This is a genomic window from Paenibacillus sp. UASWS1643, from assembly GCF_008693195.1.
Classification (GTDB): Bacteria; Bacillota; Bacilli; order Paenibacillales; family Paenibacillaceae; genus Paenibacillus; species Paenibacillus amylolyticus_B.
The window spans coordinates 278,338-296,391 of sequence record NZ_VXKZ01000114.1; the positions used below are offsets into that span (position 1 = coordinate 278,338).

The window sequence follows — 18,054 nt, forward strand, 5'->3', positions numbered from 1 at the left end:
ATGTGTGGAGGAGCTAATCATACGCATCATCCGGAGTGGGAACGCAAGGCATTTGATCGGAGTCGTCCGATGCGAATTGGAATTGGTGGACCGGTAGGTTCAGGTAAAACAGCCCTTGTGGAGAAGCTGTCCAAGGCACTGCGTACACGTTACAGCCTTGCTGTCATCACCAATGACATTTATACCAAGGAAGATGCCGAGATTTTGCTCCGTCAGAACGCCCTGGCACCAGAGCGTATTATTGGCGTAGAGACAGGTGGATGCCCGCACACGGCTATTCGTGAGGATGCCTCCATGAATTTCGAAGCAGTTGACGAGTTGATTGAACGTTTCCCCGATCTGCAACTAATCTTCATCGAGAGCGGCGGCGACAACCTCTCTGCCGCATTCAGTCCAGAACTGGCTGATGTGTTCATCTACATTATCGACGTCGCCCAAGGGGAGAAACTTCCCCGCAAAGGCGGTCCCGGCATCACGCGTTCAGATCTGCTGTTAATCAACAAAACCGACCTCGCCCCTTATGTTGGAGCAAGCCTGGAAGTTATGAAAAATGATACCGAGCGGGTACGCGAAGGCCGCCCTTATGTCATGTCTAATCTAATGAGCGGTGAAGGTGTGTCCGAGGTAGTCCACTGGCTCGAACATCAATACATGGATGACGATGCTTCCGCTGCACATCTGCATTCACACAGCCATGAACATGGCACTCACTCGCATTAATTCATCTTCTGTCCCCACGGGAACAGAGATAAATGGGAATGAAAGTGCAGGTGCACCCGTCACACGCCGCAGCGAGCTTCGGGCCACTTTTGCCTTTCAAGGCGACCGGACGGTCATGACTGATCGTTATTACAGCGCACCGCTCCGGTTTAGCCGATCCTTTCGACCTGCCGGAGGCGGAAGCGAATTATGTGTGTACACGTCAGACGTCTCTCCCGGAGTCCTTAACGGGGATCATTATCATTCCGAGTGGGAATTAGGTGAAGGCACGCATGTCATGCTGAGCAGCACATCAGCGACCAGACTTCATCCTACACCTTCCATTCCCTCATCCGTTAATCATCACTTTCGGTTGGGAAAAGGGGCCACACTGGAATACTTTCCTGAATGCGTCATTCCCTTCAAGGGAAGTTCTTCTTCGCTCGCTGTAACCTTTGAGCTGGAAGAAAGGGCAATCCTGGCCTATGCAGATATCTGGTCTGCCGGACGGATTCATCGGGGAGAAGCTTTCCAATTCGAGCGTTACCGCAGCTTGACGGAGATATGGCAAGGAGAGCAACTGGCTGTCTGGGATCGATTCGGACTTGAACCGGATACCGATGATCCCAAACATTCAGCGTCTCTCCTTCACTACACTCATACTGCTGCATTGTGGATAATCGCCCCAGGGCTTGGTACTGTGGAGTTGGAGCAAGTCAGATCCGCGCTGCCACCCGATGGACGGATGCTCGCAGGTGCAAGTTTGTTGGCAACCGGAGGCATCGGCGTTCGACTCCTTGGCATGGCAGCTTGGGAGCTTCAGGAGCAGTGTCTTCATATCTGGAACACACTCCGCCCCCAACTGTTGGGCAAAGAAACTCTTGTCTTTCGTAAATAAGGGCATGAAGCATGCATGGTTAATACAAAAAAACCTCTGAACTGTCTCCGAGTGTGTTCGGATTAGTCCAGAGGTTTTTGTACATTCAGTCTATGGATGCTGCTCATATCACTTACGCTTCGTTTTCCTCAGAATCGTTCTCTGATTTGTTCTCAGGTTTGTAGCGATAGTCGCCTGCATCCTTACTTTCCTTGGATTTTCGGTAACGGGTGAACTCAATATATTCGCTGATAAAAGACTGTTCCACAGTCGATAATTCACTTTCTTGGCAATTCAATTGCCGCAAAACGTCAAAAAAATAATCCTCCCGTTTTTCCCGAACCATCGCTTCCTTCGATGGACGTCCAATCATGAGCCAGTCGAGGCTCACATCAAAAAACGAAGCAATCTCAATTAATTTATTCGTACTCGGAATAGACTTGCCACGTTTCCAATCACCCAGATTGCCTGTGCTAATCTTCAGCTGTTGGCAGAAAGCCTTCTTGGTCATTCCTCGTTCGGCAATCAGGTGTTCAATTCGCTCATAGATCGACTGCATACAAGAACCGCCTTCCAACCGTAATAATCAACTCATCTGCTTGAATTATACCACATTATTCCTGAATGCTCAGCCTTTATATGCCTGGAACAGGATGAGGTATATCGTATAACACAAAGATAGACTCCCATGAATGATCATAGAAGTCTATCTTATATTGTTGCTGTGATGCGGTCGAGAGGACTCGAACCTCCACGGGTATACACCCACTACCCCCTCAAGATAGCGTGTCTGCCATTCCACCACGACCGCATATTCAATTGTAAAAATGGTGAGCCATGAAGGGCTCGAACCTTCGACACCCTGATTAAAAGTCAGGTGCTCTACCAACTGAGCTAATGGCTCTTGCTGTAAACTTCACCGGATGTGCCATGCTTCATTCTTGTCTATAAGAGCAATGACTTTGAGGATTACTCATCGAAAATGTAGATCTCATGAGGTGGTGAAGATATGACCCGTAGGGGATTCGAACCCCTGTTACCTCCGTGAAAGGGAGGTGTCTTAACCCCTTGACCAACGGGCCTTAATAAAAAGTTGTCTTTCTTGGCGACAAGAATGAGTATACCATAGGGCAATTTGAACTTGCAATACTTTTTTTAAAATTTATTTTTCAAGCCTTTTTGTCCATTGCATACTGTTCTTCAGAACCGTTATAAGCCACCTCCCGTTCATGCCAATGTCATCCCCGTGCAGGAACAATGTAAACCATCCATCAAAACACTTATAAAAACTTACGTTCACTTATAATATTGCAAATCACATTAAGAATACTTATAATTAAAGTATCAGTATAAGTACGGTCATCCATACAACCGGAGGTGACATGTTTGTTTCAAGAAGAACGAATGCAGCTCATTGTTGAACATCTACGCAAACACAATCGCATCTCAGCCGATGATATTGTCGCCTTGTTTGATGTATCACGGGATACTGCACGCAGGGATCTGATTAAGCTTGAGGAACAGGATGCCATTATCCGAACACGCGGCGGCGCGATTCTCCCCCCTCCTCCGCAAGAATTTAGATCCTACAAAGACCGTTTACTCGATGTATCTGAGGAAAAGAGGGCCATCGGCAAACTCGCTGCGGCCATTGTAAGGCAAGGCGAGATCATTATTCTGGACTCTTCCACGACTGTGCAGGCCTGTGCCGAGAACTTAAACGGCAAATCCTGTACCGTCATTACTAATTCGATTCATTCCGCTGATCTTCTCTCCAATCACACTGCTGTCCAGATTCGTTTGCTCGGAGGCAAAGTAGATAAGGAACAACGTTATGTCTACGGTACCTCTGTTATAGAGACCCTCTCCCACTATTATGTAGATAAAGCCTTTATCGGAATTGGCGGTATCACCATGGATGGCTTCAGTGCTTCCGAAGAGGAAGGGAAAATTAAACATCAAATGATGAAAGCTGCCAAGAAAGTTGTTGTTCTTGCAGATCAATCCAAGTTTGATAGACGTTATGGTTATCGTTTTGCCGACTGGTCATTGGTGGATGTATTGATTACGGATCAATGGCCAACCAAAGAATGGCTTGTTTTTCTAGCCGAACAACAGGTTGAGATTCTCATTCCTGAACCTACAGATGATAAGGAGTTGTAAATATATGAAATTATTTGCCACAGATTTAGATGGAACTTTGTTGAACATAGATAGCCAGATTAGCCCGGAGAATGCCGCAGCTATCCAAAAGGCCCAGCAATCCGGTATGAAAGTTACCATTGCAACAGGACGCGTCTATTCCGATGTTGTGACCATCAGCCGCGAAGGCGGAATCAAAACCCCGATTATCGGCTCCAACGGAGCGACAATTCATGATGCAGACGGTGAACGTTTATTCCATCTTCCGCTCGAGCGTGACACAGCAGCTTCCGTCATGCAGTGGCTGGAAGATCATGATGTCTATTATGAGGCTTCAACGCAACAAGGCATCTATGCCCCGCGTAGCAGTCATGAGACCTTGCTCGCCGAGATGGAACGTGTTCTTGGTTCGAACCCTGGTGAGGACATTGCACGCATGATTCGCTCCATCAAGAAACACTATGACAAAAAAGACTACCACCGCGTAAACAGCCACCTCGAAATTCCGGCAGAAGCCTACATTTATAACATTATGGCCTTCTCCATGAATCCGGACAAAGTAAAGACAGGACGAGAATACTTCGCTTCCCGATCCGATGTCGCAATGGTTGTATCCTTTGAGCATAACTTCGAAATGCAGCACCCGGACGTATCCAAAGGTAATGCCCTCACAAAACTGGCGGCTCACCTGAACATCTCCATGGAAGATACAGTAGCGATTGGTGATAACTTCAACGATGTCTCCATGTTAAAAATGGCAGGACTCGGTATCGCCATGGGTAATGGCGAACCCGAAATACAGGCATTAGCCAAAGCCATAACGCTGACCAATGTGGAGCACGGTGTCGCCCATGCCATTGAGTGCCTGCTTGAAGGTAAACCGGTATCCCGTCCAGAAACGATTGTCGGAGAAGGTCAGTAATTGAACCCATACTGAATTAAGCACTGAACCTGCATGGTCGCCTGTTGAGCCATGCAGGTTCGCTTCATTTTAACTCCGCAGATCGAACGTGAGGCACGTCCTGTAACAAAATAATCAGTTGCTCGCCCCGGTAAGAACCCGGTAGTTGCAACGTGAACTCAAGCACAGTCTCTTCCACGGAGTCTGTGCTTGTTTGCTGTTCAGTCTTAAATCCGATGACTGATATCTTTTCCTGCCCCAGCAGTGCCAAAACAGTCTTCAGGGCCTCTCCCTCATTTTGCAGATGGATGGTTAAAGTCTCTGTTCGGGCGGATACCAGCCAACGTGTGGGTCTATGAAGTAACATTTGTGCCACTACAATAAGCAGTGTCACGCCTGCACCCGTCCAATACAGACCTGAACCCACAGCAAGTCCCATGCCTGCCGTAGCCCATATGCCAGCCGCTGTGGTCAATCCCCTGACCGTATGCCGTTGTGTGAAGATCATGCCTGCTCCAATGAACCCCACACCACTAACAACTTGTGCCGCAATCCTTGAAGGGTCAAGAGACAGATTGGCCCAGCCAGCCTGATCCTGAAATCCGTATTTGGACACAATCATCATCAGAGCAGCACCTACAGCAACCACAAAATGAGTACGGATTCCCGCCTCTTTCATTCGATTCTTGCGCTCATATCCGATTAGCACACCACATATTCCAGCTATGAGTACACGCATCAAATATTCCACTTCCATGCACATCACCTCTTTCATTATGTATATGCTTACATTAGTCTATCTTTACTATTACCCAATCTTTCACTGATTACATAAGTTGAACTAAAGATTATTTACACTGGCACTACGATGACAGAACAACCTTCCAATCGCTGTTATCCCCAGATTTTTTCGATTCCCTTTTCTCAAGTGAAAACCCGGTGATAGCGTATGCTTCCGAAGTAGCTTTCTTTCAGAAAGCTTTTAGGCGAGTGTATGCTTTCGAAGTAGCTTTCTTACAGAAAGCTTTTAGCTTCGCTTTTTCAGTTTGTTTCTGTCCTCTCCGTTATCGTGTAAATGATTAAATCATCTTATATAATAAAAAGCCTCCACTCAGGTCAATTCTCTGCCCGGAAATTTTCCCCTTGTCTCTTGCCCAATCCGAAATAATGTCTGAAATTATATATCATCGGATGCCATTCTTCTGGATTAATCTTGTTTGGTCCAGATATCAGTCGTGTGTGCGCATGCACCTTCAACGCTTTCACTTCCACAATCGCCATGAACGGTGTATGTTCGGGAATACGTATGTGTTGTACAGCCGCTTCAATCTGGAGTGGACATTCAACTATTTTATCTGGTGCCACCTGAACCGAGCATGCGGATGTCAGTCCAGCTACAGAGAATTTATCATGACAATATTCATATCCCATCTGCCTTTTCTCCTCAGGAACCGGGTTAACTCCCGTATAACGACCCAATGCCTCAACCTTTCTCCACATGGTCGCATTTGGTAAATTAATCACACACTCCGGATGTCGACTCAGATTCTCATAGGCTTTGCCCTGTGTACCTAGACCGAGAACGAGACAGTCCCCCAGCGCCCAAGATGAGGATAATGGTGACAGGTTGGTTGACCCATCCTCATTTAATGTGCTTAGCAGCAATACGGGCGTACCATAATATAAAATACTGGGATTAATCGTTTCATGTTGAATCACTGCTGGACTCTCGGACAACTGTTCTGTCGCAAAGTCCTGTTTCGTTATCTTTTTCATCCTGTACCTCTCCTGTTCCCACTCCAATAATTTACAAACTCAATCTGACCCATCTGGGACGATACAACTCGATTGTAATACAGTAATAGTTCAGATATGATCGAAGTATGAATGTATATCCGAATATTACTGTTATTGCATCGTTAATCGCTGATCCAAGCCGCGCTATTTTTCTGTCATCCTTACTGGATGGCCGTGCGTTGCCCGCAGGTGAGCTTGCTCATATGGCAAGTGTCACTCCCCAGACGGCAAGCAGCCATCTAGCTAAACTCGTAGAGGGAGGATTACTCGAAGTTGAACAACAAGGACGCCATCGATACTACCGTCTTGCAAACAAAGAAATTGCTAATCTGATTGAAACGATGGCCAGTATTGCTCCGCCTGTACAGATCCGCTCTCTCAAACAATCCGATCAGCTTCAACAACTGAGTCATGCACGGACCTGTTATGGTCATCTGGCTGGGAAATTGGGAATCTCGCTCTGTGAAGCCTTAATACAGAAGGGGTATCTTTCAGAGCCCGAAGAGGCACACAGCAAGGATTATCAAGTTACAGAGAAAGGAATACAGTGGTTCACTACGTTTGGAATTAAACTTCAGATGAAGCCAGGATCACGCCGGGCCATCGCTCGCAAATGTCTGGATTGGAGCGAACGCCGTCATCATCTCTCAGGCATGCTTGGGGAACAACTCAGACATCAATTATCGGAACTGGACTGGATTCGTCAAAAAACAGGAAGTCGCTCTGTCGAAGTAACGGAAGCAGGCAAGAAAGGTTTATACGAGGTGTTGAACATTTCACTTTAAGCAGAAGCGTACACGAGGGATAACCAAAGATCAGTAAACGCAAAAAATCCCCTTCACACTGATCGTTAACCGATCTAATGTGAAGAGGATTTTTTGTCAATCGGAACGGAGAAAGAGGGTTACTCTCACTTCGTTCGAGACTGCGGAGTATTGCTAACGAAGCTTATGCTCCGACGAACCTTTAGGGTTCTCATCCCTTTGCAGAGAAGTTTAATTCAGAACGGAGAGAGAGGGATTCGAACCCTCGCACCGCTTACGCAGTCTAACCCCTTAGCAGAGGGTCCCCTTATAGCCACTTGGGTATCTCTCCAAGAAATGGCTCCCCGAACAGGGCTCGAACCTGTGACAACTCGATTAACAGTCGAGTGCTCTACCAACTGAGCTATCAGGGAAAATTAACTTGAATAAGATTAATTTATCATGATTAATAATCCAAGTCAACATCCCTTCCATCACTTTCTTTAATACATTGAACGATACACACATCAGATATTCTGAAGCCCCAGTTTTCCCGCGCAACGACCACAACGGTAACGCTTCGGATCTATTTTCCGCTTGCGCAAATATTCCGTACCACAGCTCTTGCATACCAGCTTATAACGATATGGCAGCGGCTTTCTGCCTTTGCCGTCAGGAAGGGACTGGCAGTAACGCGAGCCACCTACCTTCTGCAATAAAGCCTTGAATTCCGGATCACGATGCTGATAGCCGCGCCCACGAATATGCAGATGATAGTGACACAGCTCATGCTTGATGATTTTCTCAACCTCATCTCGCCCATAGGCTTCGAGTTGATGCGGATTGATTTCAATCCGGTGACTTTTGAGCATATAACGCCCACCCGTAGTGGTCAGGCGACTGTTAAACAACGCTTCATGGGTGAACGGTACTCCGAAATGATCCAGTGATACCTGTTCAATCCATTGTTGCAATTCCTCATTTTCCATCGGTATCCTCTCCTTGCACCCCCTCGGAGCATTTGTTTTTCCGGCATAATACTTGAATTTTAACCGTTTCGTAGGCTACACTGTCAAGTAGAATGTATGAGGGGAGATTATTACTCGTTATGCCTACAATGCGCTATGTCATCTTGCAGCAGGAACAACACTTGCAGTTCGTGGAAATGCCGGCAGATTACGCCTATCAACTCAGTGCGCTCAACTTGCGCCTGCACAAGGAAATTGATAAACTCACGGCAGCAGATGTCCCTGTCCTGCCTTGGGCGATCGCCGAATGTGACAGCCTCGATCTCCTGAACGAAAATCTTACTATCATCGGCGGCCTTGATTATATCAATGCGCTTGAAGAATCTTTTGCAGCACTACGTGAAAGCCATTATCCTTTGATTTCTCTGCTTACCGAAATCCGGGCTCTTCAGGCCCAATTGGAACAATGGTATGAAGAAGAGATGGAAGCTCTCTAATTCACCGTTAGGTATCATTTTATAATGATGAGAACGAAAAGCACATCTCCCTGAATTGGGATTTGTGCTTTTTTTGAGTGAACAAGATTGATTTGCCGGAGGCCTCCACTTATCCCGCACAGTCCAGGCTATTGCCACATATGCTAACGTACAGATGAATTATGCAAGAGGAGGAGATACCCTTGCCTCAATGGCTTTGCAATCAACTGATGCGTGCATTTCACAAAAAGGACAGCCGGCAAATCAAGTTGCTGAACGAATGCTGGTTCTTTTATCGTAACAAACCAGCAAATGGCACACCACGCAGCGCGGAGAACGAACTTTAAGAGGTTGTTCATAAAAGTCTGCATTGGATTACGAAGGATGGCCTTTTGAACACGTACTTTAAGAAAATGCACATATTGCCCACCGTACTTACTAGAGGAATTAGAACGGACAACGGGACTATTAATGTCGACAACAAACAGCCTTCCTGGTTAGGGAAGGCTGTTCTCCAATCCTACTATTTAAGAAGACTGTTGCGCAGAAGCAGGCTTCTTCATCGTCAGGCCGACACGGCCTTTTTTGGTATCCACACTCATAACCCAGACCGTTACATTATCCCCGACAGACACAACGTCCATCGGATGTTTAACATACCCGTTGCTGAGCTGTGAAATATGGACAAGCCCATCACTCTTGATCCCAATATCAACAAAAGCACCGAAATCAATAACGTTCCGAACCGTACCTTGCAGCTCCATTCCTTCCACCAGATCCTCAATTTTCAATACATCTGTACGGAAGATTGGCAACGGCATTTCTTCACGCGGGTCACGCCCCGGACGCTGCAAGCTGTCCAGAATGTCACGTAATGTAGGCACACCTACGTCCAGTTTCACGGCCAATTGTTCTGGCTGTTGCTCTGACAGTAATACCGACAGTTCCTTGCTGCCCAGCTTGTCCAGTGCAACCTGAAGCTCCTTGAACAACTGATCCACCACCTTGTAGGACTCCGGGTGAATCGGTGTACGGTCCAGCGGGTTCTCGCCCTCACCAATACGCATAAATCCTACGCACTGCTCATAGGTTTTGGCACCCAGACGTGGCACCTTCTGAAGCTGACGGCGGTTCGTAAACCGGCCATTCTCTTCACGGTATTTCACAATGTTTTTGGCAATCGTAGCGTTAACTCCGGCAACATATGACAGCAACGAAGGTGAGGCCGTATTTACGTCCACACCCACATGGTTAACTGCGGATTCGACAACAGCCTTCAGGCTTTCTTCCAGAACCTTCTGGGAGACGTCATGCTGATATTGACCCACACCAATGGCTTTTGGATCAATCTTAACCAACTCCGCCAGCGGGTCTTGTACCCGGCGAGCAATGGAAGCTGCACTGCGCTCCGCAACATCCAGATCAGGGAACTCTTCCTGGGCCAGCTTGGATGCAGAATATACACTCGCGCCTGCTTCGTTAACAATCAGATACACAAGACTTTCATCACCGTTCTCCTGAATGATCTCGGCAACAAACTGCTCCGTTTCACGTGATCCGGTACCATTACCAATGACGATCAGTCCGATATCATATTGCTTGATCATCCGATGGAATACTTCCGCAGCTTCACGTTTCTTGTTGTGTGGTGGCGTTGGGTAGGTCACAGCCACTTCCAGCAATTTGCCCGTATCATCTACTACAGCCAGTTTACAACCGGTACGATAGGCCGGATCGACACCCAGCACACGTTTGCCATGAATCGGCGGTTGAAGCAACAGATTACGCAGATTGGCCGAGAATACCGATATGGCCTGATTTTCACCTTTTTCCGTGAGTTCTCCACGAACTTCGCGCTCGATGGAAGGCGCAATAAGCCGCTTGTATGCATCTTCAATCACATCACGCAGGATATCCTGTACGGCAGAAGCACCACGAATGATCTGTCCTTCCATATGACGATGGGCCGGTTCTGCCTGTACGTCCAAGCCAACTTTCAGAATACTCTCACGTTCACCGCGATTAATTGCGAGAATACGGTGTGGAGGCATCTTTTTGGCTAGTTCGCGGTAATCATAATAATTCTCGTACACGGACTCCTCTTGAGCATCCTTCGCTTCAGAAGTCAGCATCCCGTGATCCAAGGTGTACCGACGAATCCAGGCACGAATGGCAGCATCATCTGCGATGTTCTCCGCGAGAATGTCTTTGGCTCCCTGAAGCGCTGCCTCCGCATCTTCTACACCCAGTTCAGCATTGATATATTTCGCAGCTTCCTGGAGTGCATCTCCTTGTTTCGGTTGACCCCAGATCCATACAGCAAGGGGCTCAAGACCTTTTTCCTTGGCCACACTGGCACGTGTTTTCCGCTTCTGACGGAACGGACGATACAAGTCTTCCACTTCCTGCAGTTTCACAGCTTGGGTAATGGAGTTCTTCAGTTCTCCGGTCAGCTTGCCCTGTTCCTCTATAATACGGATGACTTCCAATTTGCGATCCTCAAGATTGCGCAGATAAACAATGCGTTCTTCAATCGATCGCAGCTGGTTCTCATCCAGCTCTCCAGTCATTTCTTTACGGTAGCGGGCGATAAATGGAATCGTATTGCCTTCGTCCAGAAGCTCCGACGTTGTGCGAACCTGCTTCAAGGACAGTGACAGTTCCTTGGCTACCTGTTTGATGATTCGTTCATGGCGTTCTGCCTTTATTGTTTCTTCATTGGGTTCCAGAACCGTTTCCTGTTCAGACAAAATAAATCCCTCTTTCCTTCCTGAATCGTTCGTTACAATCATTTCAGGGCAGCTTTGCTGCTGTAATTACAGTATAGTTGAACCATTTGTTTCTTCCACTCTACCCTATATTATCACAGAATCACGTCCAGATTTCCATCAATCCGCAAGCATACAAGTTCTGACAGAATGATGTCATCCTCAAGCCTTCCCCATTACGTCAAAAAAAGACCGAAAAACGTCAACACGACGCTCCTCGGTCCTCCTTTATTAAAAACTCTATATACAATAAGCAATCTAATAAGTGAAACTACTCATTGACACCATGACGGAGAGGACAGAAAAAACCTGAAAAAGCGAAGCTACAAGCTTTCTGCAGAAAGCTACATCGGAAGCATACGCTATCCCCGGATAACAGCGATTGGAAGGTTGTTCTGTCATCGTAGTATCCGTGTAAATAAAATGCAATTCACTTATCTAGACGCGCTCGAACCGGAACATCTCGCTCAGATAGTCTCCTGATGCACTGCCTACCGAAATACCGCCATACATCAAGGCATCGCCGGTAAAGGTCTCCGATCCGCCTTTCAGGCGATAATCTGCATTCGGGTCCAATCCTTTCAGCTTCAGGCGCTGAAGTGGCGCATTAGGCTCTGAGAGCACACGGAAGTAGAATACAACAGCTTCGCTTCCGTCTGGTGCAATAAACATCCAAGCTGTCTCATTGCCTTCAAACGGACTGAGCAAGCGACGGAATGTTCCATATTGAACCGTTCCACGAATCTCTTTGTACAGTTCAACCTGGGCTTTCACGATGTCGTTCTCTTCCTCCGTGAATTTCGTCAGATCCAGCTCATACCCGAAGTTGCCCGACATCGCCACATGTCCCCGAATCTCTAGAGAAGTGATCCGGTTGACCTGATGATTCGGTACCGCCGAGATATGCGACCCCATCGAACTTACCGGGTACACAAGACTCGTACCGTATTGAATCCGCAAACGGGAGATCGCATCGGTGTTATCACTTGTCCACGTCTGTGGCATGTAATAGAGCATACCTGGATCGAAGCGGCCGCCACCACCTGAACAGCTCTCGAACAGAATGTTCGGGAACGCCGAAGTGATTCGTTCCATCACGTCATACAACCCGAGCATGTAACGATGCGCAGTCTCACGCTGTCTGTCTGCCGGAAGCAATGCGGAACCCACTTCCGTCATATTGCGATTCATGTCCCATTTCACATAAGTGATTGGTGCAGAACCAAGTACGTCTGTTAACATGCGTACAATTTCATCACGTACATCCTGACGAGAGAAGTCGAGCACCAGTTGTTGGCGCCCTTCTGTCCGGCGACGGTCAGGCACATGCAGACACCAGTCCGGATGCGAACGATATAACTCACTGTCTGGTGAGATCATCTCAGGCTCAAACCACAGTCCGAACTGCATGTCCAGACCTGTTACGCGGTTAGCCAGATCATCCAGTCCCTGTGGCAATTTGTTTTTATCGACAATCCAGTCACCCAGCGAGGAGTTGTCACTGTCCCGGTGTCCAAACCAGCCATCATCCAAGACAAACAGCTCAATACCCAGCTTCTGTCCAGCGCGAGCAATCTGTTCAATCTTGTCCGCATTGAAACCAAAGTAAGTCGCTTCCCAGTTATTGACCAATACCGGACGCTCCGCATTGCGGAATTTGCCGCGTGCCAGACGCTCCCGATACAATTCGTGGTAGGACTGTGACATGCCGTCCAAACCTGTAGCCGAGTACACCATAACCGTCTCAGGTGTCTGGAACGCTTCCTGTGGATCCAGCTTCCAGCTGAACTCGAACGGATTGATCCCGAGTGATACACGGGTGGTGTGGAACTGATCCACTTCAGCCTGTGCGGTGAAGCTGCCGCTATAGACGAGACTGAATCCGTAAACTTCACCTTGGTCTTCATCCGTGCCTGGTGTCATCAGCGCAATAAATGGATTCTGCTGGTGACTGCTTGAACCGCGACGACTCTCAATCCCTTGCAGGCCTGACGCAAGTGGTCTGCGAACGATATCACGTTCCCGTGTCCAAGCCCCTGACAATTGCAACAATTCATAATCAGCGTGCGGGAAATCAACAGAAGAACTGAGCGCACGCACTACATTCACTGGGGTAGCACTCTCATTAACGATATGCATGGAGCGTGTAATCGCATTAAATGCCGTAAAGGCTGTATAGGAAAGCTCGATTTTGATGCCTGCAACACGGTCTTCCAATTCAATAACCAGCGTCTCTGCTTCGTCATCGGATTCCACATACGTTGCTGGCAGTCCGGTAAGCGCTGTCTTTCCTTTGACCAATCGATGACCTGCATACGTAAACTCCGAAACCGTTGAGCCATTCTCAAGTTCCAATTGGATTGCAGGATTACGGAAATCACTCGTGCCATACACTGGCAATTCCACTGGCAACGTATCGAAGGAGATCGTACGATCCTCTGGCACCGGGTTAGGGCTAAAGGACGCTCGTTCTGTCCGTACATGCAACCAGCTCAGATCGGTGTCGCGTAATTTTTTGCCGTAATACAAATGCACCAAATATCCTGAAGGCAGTACCTGAAATACGTAACTGGCCTCGCGGGTCTGTAAATGAAATTGAAGTTTCTCCTGATTGATGTAAATGCTCATATGTCTCCTCCACCTCTATATATAGGTCTTTCGGGTAAACGGTTTCTCAGGTTTCATTATAGCGAAAAGATCGCCAATGTTCTACGCTTTCATCAAGCTTTAATCAAAAGAGCGCATAACAGCCCGAAGGATGTCATACGCTCTTTTGGTTACAGTCTGAATTCAGTGTGTTCCCTTACAGGAACATCCATTGCCAACGGACAGCAGGACAGCGTACAAGACGCTGGTTGCTGCCTAAAAATCGATTAAACCAAGGCTGATCTGTAAGGCTTCGTTGACCAATTTCATGGTCTCCTCGTCCAGATGGGTAATCTTGTCAGTCAGCCTCTGTTTATCAATTGTCCGTATTTGTTCGAGCAAAATAACCGAGTCCCGGTCAAAGCCGTGTGCCGCCGCATCAATTTCAACATGCGTTGGCAGCTTTGCCTTCTGGATCTGGGCGGTGATAGCCGCCACAATACAAGTTGGACTGAACCGGTTGCCGATATCATTCTGGATCACCAGAACCGGCCTGACTCCACCTTGCTCGGAACCGACAACGGGAGAAAGATCCGCAAAAAAAACGTCACCACGTTTTACGATCAATGTCTACACCCCGCTAACTAAGCGGTCCAGAGTGCTGTCCGCATCTTCCTCCGCATGAAAGGCTTCGGATGCCATGGTCAGATTAATTTTTGCCATCTCCATGTACCCTCGCTGCATCGTTTCACGGATGTAACGTTTCTTACGCTCCGTTAAATACAGCTTCATAGCCTGCCTAATCAATTCGCTGCGGTTGGAATTCTCCAGCGCTACGATGCCATCCACTTCCTGCAAAAGATAATCAGGTAAACTGATCATGATCCGCTTGGTGTTCTGCAAGTTGGCCACCTTTCTTCCACCCCCACAAACCTTTCGCCATTGTGAACCAGTATTACGTTTTTCCAGAACTTTTATACAAAGGAATATATATGCCCCGAGTATATCAAGTATGCTGTACTCCATTATAAACACGGGGAACAATATTCGTACAGACCAAACATCTCAATTCAGGAATTAAATCCTTACCGTCATACATAATTCGAGATGCTCCGACAGTTTTCCTTCTGTTCTGAAAAAAAGTTTATTGGTAATGACGTCCAGTTAGCTGTCAGGATGTCAAAAGTGGATTGATTCTGGCGACTACTGCTCCCCCGCGGGTATATACCCGTGGAATGCGGTGCGCCATCATGCAGATCACTTCATAAGCAATCGTACCGAGCTGGGATGCCACCTCGTCTGCGGTTATAACGCCACCAGACTGATGACCGATGAGGACAACCTCTTCGCCGACTTGAATTTCTTCCGCCTCTTCCGCGAAAGATTGTAACGACACCATACACTGATCCATGCAGATTGTACCGACGACAGGGACGCGGCGGCCGCGTACAAGCACTTGTGCTTTACCTGTCAGCATTCTGGAGAATCCGTCTGCATATCCGAGCGGCAGTGTCGCTATTCGTTCGTACCCTTGCGTAAAATAACGGGTTCCGTAACTGATCCCCCAATGGGGTGGCAGTGTTTTGACCAGAACCGCTTTTGTCTTCAGCGTCAATACCGGGGACAGCTTCACCACCTGATGATTCACCTCAGCCGAAGGATACAGTCCGTACAGGCTTATTCCCACACGTACCATGTCATAGGATAATTCCGGTGTATCAATGGCAGCGGCGCTGTTCGCCGTATGTATAATCGGGATGGAACATCCCTGATCCCTGAGCGCATGAACCACGCTTTGGAACCGTCTATACTGCTCCAGTGTATAGGTTTTGTCTTCTTCATCTGCTTTGGCAAAATGGGTGAACATGCCTTCCAGCATCACCTGATTGAGCGAAGCTACTTCCTGAATGAAAGCCAATGCCTCGTCACCAGGCAACAGACCTAATCGGCCCATTCCGCTGTCGATTTTAATATGAACCTTCAGTTTGTTAGCGAATGTGCCCGCATCCAGATGTCGAATGGCTTCAAGCACTTCCTTGCTGAACAGTGTGACGGTCACATCATGTTGCCATGCAACAGCGATCCCTTCAGGCGGCGTATAACCCAATACCAGGATTGGAATCGTAATCCCATGTTGTCGCAGTTCCAGAGCTTCGTCAAGAAAAGCCACACTTAAGTAATCCACACCCACTCGTTCCAGTTCTCTGGCCGTCTCCACCGCTCCGTGTCCATAGGCATTGGCCTTCACACAGGCGAGGAATTTCATGCCCTGAGGCAATGCCTCGCGGAAAGCTTCTACGTTAGTACACAAATGATCCAAATTGATGTCCGCTTGGGTCGGCCGATATTGTCCTTGCACGTTAAGTCACCTTCTCTAATCATCTTAATCCGGCTCACGTCAGACTCCATCGTAATGCTCCAGCATGTGACTGTCAAATGAACCGAAGTTTCGCATTCAAAAACAGATGTAAGGTGCGCCGTTTGAGGAACAAATGCGAACACAGAAGAAGACCAATAAGCGAGATTGGCAGGGCTAAATTCCACTTTCCCACCCCAGCAAAATCTGCTTATATCGATTATTTACCCGGTTCCCTCTGCGTAGAAGCGCATTTTGCATTATTGGGTGTATCGAGTAAGAAAAACGGCGCCAGATGAATACCTGTCTTACATCAAAGCAAAGCACCGGAGAACGGGTCTCCGATGCTTCTTAGCATTCCTTATGTTTATGCTACTATTCGTTCATTTGTTCAAAAATCATTTGCCTGACTCTTCCTGCATCGATGTTGCAATGCGTACCATTTCGTTCTGAGGCAGGTCGGCACTGGTGATCCGATATTCTATGCCATCAGTCATCCATGTCAGTGTCTGCAACGCATCTCCGCTGATCATCCCCAGTGTGAATCCAAGATCCACTACACTGGATGGAGCAAGCGATACGGCTCGATCCTGCGGTCTGGCTTCGAATATCGTGTAATTATATGTTCCTTCATAACGAAGCATAACCGAATAGTCCCCCGCCTCTTCCAGAATCTGATCATCCTTGAGCTTCACACCTTCTGGCGCATAGGTCGGCTGAATTACGCCGAAGCTATCTGCACCTTCCGGCTCTGCAAGCGTTGGTTCTTCGCCTTCCTGACCAGTTGCAGCACCTTCTGTACCTTGCTGCTCTGTGTCACCACCTACACCTGTCTGTCCATCAGTGACAGCTCCGTCAGGTTCAGGCGCAGTCTGAGGATTGGCAGGTTCTTTACCGCCCTCATTACCGGTTTGTTCCACAGGAGTCACACCGGAGTCCGTTCCTGTTTTGCCGCCTTCTTCTGTAGCGGCTGTCATGTTACGTTGCATGTCAAAGGCATCTTTCTCAAATTCAGTCCCGAATTTGAAGGAGTCAAATTTCACATCGACCACAACATTGGCATTGGAGTCGGATACCTCCACCTGTTTAGGTGCATAATCACTTTTGTTTAGCCAGATTTTCTGTCTGACAAGTGCGTGTGTATTATAATTGGCAGCTACATCAAAAACATAGCTCTCCTTCTCATCCGCAAACTGGCGGGTTGTATCCCCCGTAATGCTCCGAATCAATGTTTCATAGAGGTATACCTGTCCCTGATTATCTGGCCAATTGCTCTGAAAACGGAAGCTTTTGTTCTGGCTCGGCGTCAGAACAAACACGCCTTCATCGTTACGCAGGACAATCTGTGTTACATCCTTTTTGGCATTCGTTAACGCAATACGATAATAGGAAGGCTTCTGATGCCATACCTCGACCTTGTACTGCTGCGGCGTATCTCCGGTATGCAGCGTCATCACGCCTGCCCCCTGGTAACTTTCCATCTCTCCTACGACTTCGTTCAGATCTTTGACCACAGCTGCCGCATCCTTCTTCCCGCAGGCGGCAAGTAAGGCCGATAAGACCAATACCATGGCAAGCATCCATGATATTCGGCGCATGACATCATCCCCTTTAGCACATGTTTTCACTTCAGGATTGTGCTTGCAGCAGAACCCCTACTTGATTAGTACATGTTATGAGGGACTTGTTCGATATATGCGGACTAGTTTGACAAGCAATCGGTGAAGTCCGTTAAGACGGC

Annotated in this window: 17 protein-coding genes and 5 tRNA genes; 7 read left to right on the forward strand and 15 right to left on the reverse strand. The window is 47.7% G+C overall.

Going from position 1 to position 18,054, the window contains the following annotated elements:
* Both ureG and FE296_RS23610 read left to right on the forward strand, forming a co-directional pair.
* Positions 1–720 carry an urease accessory protein UreG gene (ureG, locus tag FE296_RS23605; protein ID WP_150366545.1) on the forward strand — a complete coding sequence of 240 codons (720 nt, stop codon included), beginning with the start codon at positions 1–3 and terminating at the stop codon, positions 718–720.
* The gene (locus FE296_RS23610) at positions 701–1,597 is read left to right on the forward strand and encodes an urease accessory protein UreD (protein WP_190945491.1); all 897 of its coding nucleotides are present in this window, start codon (positions 701–703) and stop codon (positions 1,595–1,597) included. The genes ureG and FE296_RS23610 overlap by 20 nt, the downstream gene beginning before the upstream one ends.
* 112 nt (positions 1,598–1,709) lie before the next feature.
* Here FE296_RS23610 and FE296_RS23615 read toward each other — a convergent pair whose 3' ends face one another.
* The 4 genes from FE296_RS23615 to FE296_RS23630 all read right to left on the reverse strand — a co-directional run bounded on the left by FE296_RS23615 (position 1,710) and on the right by FE296_RS23630 (position 2,658).
* Positions 1,710–2,135: a helix-turn-helix domain-containing protein gene (locus tag FE296_RS23615; RefSeq protein WP_036610863.1), complete on the reverse strand. Its 426-nt coding sequence runs from the start codon at positions 2,133–2,135 to the stop codon at positions 1,710–1,712.
* A 169-nt stretch (positions 2,136–2,304) separates the two neighbouring features.
* Positions 2,305–2,387 (reverse strand) — tRNA-Leu (locus FE296_RS23620).
* 17 nt (positions 2,388–2,404) lie between these two features.
* Positions 2,405–2,480: transfer RNA gene (locus FE296_RS23625), tRNA-Lys, on the reverse strand.
* Between the two features lie 106 nt (positions 2,481–2,586).
* Positions 2,587–2,658, reverse strand: a tRNA-Glu gene (locus FE296_RS23630).
* A gap of 304 nt (positions 2,659–2,962) precedes the next feature.
* Here FE296_RS23630 and FE296_RS23635 point away from each other — a divergent pair.
* A complete protein-coding gene (locus FE296_RS23635; protein ID WP_017690024.1) occupies positions 2,963–3,739 on the forward strand; it encodes a DeoR/GlpR family DNA-binding transcription regulator in 777 nt (258 codons plus the stop codon).
* 4 nt (positions 3,740–3,743) lie between these two features.
* Positions 3,744–4,640, forward strand: coding sequence for a Cof-type HAD-IIB family hydrolase (locus FE296_RS23640; protein ID WP_036610865.1), 897 nt, complete (start codon positions 3,744–3,746; stop codon positions 4,638–4,640).
* A gap of 64 nt (positions 4,641–4,704) precedes the next feature.
* On the opposite strand, the gene FE296_RS23645 is transcribed toward FE296_RS23640, so the two are convergent.
* Together FE296_RS23645 and FE296_RS23650 are read right to left on the reverse strand one after the other, a co-directional pair.
* Positions 4,705–5,376: an MgtC/SapB family protein gene (locus tag FE296_RS23645; RefSeq protein ID WP_091033649.1), complete on the reverse strand. Its 672-nt coding sequence runs from the start codon at positions 5,374–5,376 to the stop codon at positions 4,705–4,707.
* A gap of 359 nt (positions 5,377–5,735) precedes the next feature.
* Positions 5,736–6,395 (reverse strand): flavin reductase family protein, encoded by a 660-nt coding sequence (locus FE296_RS23650; protein ID WP_150366547.1) that lies wholly within the window; start codon positions 6,393–6,395, stop codon positions 5,736–5,738.
* A 107-nt stretch (positions 6,396–6,502) separates the two neighbouring features.
* Between FE296_RS23650 and FE296_RS23655 the strand changes: the two genes are divergently transcribed.
* Positions 6,503–7,201 carry an ArsR/SmtB family transcription factor gene (locus tag FE296_RS23655; RefSeq protein WP_150366548.1) on the forward strand — a complete coding sequence of 233 codons (699 nt, stop codon included), beginning with the start codon at positions 6,503–6,505 and terminating at the stop codon, positions 7,199–7,201.
* A gap of 221 nt (positions 7,202–7,422) precedes the next feature.
* Here the strand turns inward: FE296_RS23655 and FE296_RS23660 are convergent.
* The 3 genes from FE296_RS23660 to FE296_RS23670 all read right to left on the reverse strand — a co-directional run bounded on the left by FE296_RS23660 (position 7,423) and on the right by FE296_RS23670 (position 8,148).
* Positions 7,423–7,511: transfer RNA gene (locus FE296_RS23660), tRNA-Ser, on the reverse strand.
* A 6-nt stretch (positions 7,512–7,517) separates the two neighbouring features.
* Positions 7,518–7,593, reverse strand: a tRNA-Asn gene (locus tag FE296_RS23665).
* Positions 7,594–7,686: 93 nt separating this feature from the next.
* Positions 7,687–8,148, reverse strand: coding sequence for a SprT family protein (locus FE296_RS23670; protein WP_036669054.1), 462 nt, complete (start codon positions 8,146–8,148; stop codon positions 7,687–7,689).
* A 119-nt stretch (positions 8,149–8,267) separates the two neighbouring features.
* Between FE296_RS23670 and FE296_RS23675 the strand changes: the two genes are divergently transcribed.
* Together FE296_RS23675 and cmpA are read left to right on the forward strand one after the other, a co-directional pair.
* Complete coding sequence (locus tag FE296_RS23675) at positions 8,268–8,624, forward strand: hydrolase/acyltransferase (protein WP_105597708.1); 357 nt, start codon at positions 8,268–8,270, stop codon at positions 8,622–8,624.
* A 182-nt stretch (positions 8,625–8,806) separates the two neighbouring features.
* A complete protein-coding gene (gene cmpA, locus FE296_RS23680; RefSeq protein ID WP_017690033.1) occupies positions 8,807–8,950 on the forward strand; it encodes a cortex morphogenetic protein CmpA in 144 nt (47 codons plus the stop codon).
* A gap of 180 nt (positions 8,951–9,130) precedes the next feature.
* Here cmpA and FE296_RS23685 read toward each other — a convergent pair whose 3' ends face one another.
* The 6 genes from FE296_RS23685 to FE296_RS23710 form a co-directional block, all read right to left on the reverse strand.
* On the reverse strand, positions 9,131–11,353 hold the full coding sequence (locus FE296_RS23685; RefSeq protein ID WP_223869012.1) for a Tex family protein: 2,223 nt from the start codon (positions 11,351–11,353) through the stop codon (positions 9,131–9,133).
* A 456-nt stretch (positions 11,354–11,809) separates the two neighbouring features.
* Positions 11,810–13,999: an alpha-galactosidase gene (locus FE296_RS23690; RefSeq protein ID WP_124116977.1), complete on the reverse strand. Its 2,190-nt coding sequence runs from the start codon at positions 13,997–13,999 to the stop codon at positions 11,810–11,812.
* Between the two features lie 234 nt (positions 14,000–14,233).
* Positions 14,234–14,584, reverse strand: coding sequence for a type II toxin-antitoxin system PemK/MazF family toxin (locus FE296_RS23695; RefSeq protein WP_024630714.1), 351 nt, complete (start codon positions 14,582–14,584; stop codon positions 14,234–14,236).
* 3 nt (positions 14,585–14,587) lie between these two features.
* Positions 14,588–14,869: a CopG family ribbon-helix-helix protein gene (locus tag FE296_RS23700; protein ID WP_017690037.1), complete on the reverse strand. Its 282-nt coding sequence runs from the start codon at positions 14,867–14,869 to the stop codon at positions 14,588–14,590.
* Between the two features lie 259 nt (positions 14,870–15,128).
* Positions 15,129–16,316: an alanine racemase gene (gene alr, locus FE296_RS23705; protein WP_150366549.1), complete on the reverse strand. Its 1,188-nt coding sequence runs from the start codon at positions 16,314–16,316 to the stop codon at positions 15,129–15,131.
* A 395-nt stretch (positions 16,317–16,711) separates the two neighbouring features.
* The gene (locus tag FE296_RS23710) at positions 16,712–17,911 is read right to left on the reverse strand and encodes an outer membrane lipoprotein-sorting protein (protein ID WP_150366550.1); all 1,200 of its coding nucleotides are present in this window, start codon (positions 17,909–17,911) and stop codon (positions 16,712–16,714) included.
* Positions 17,912–18,054: the final 143 nt, after the last annotated feature.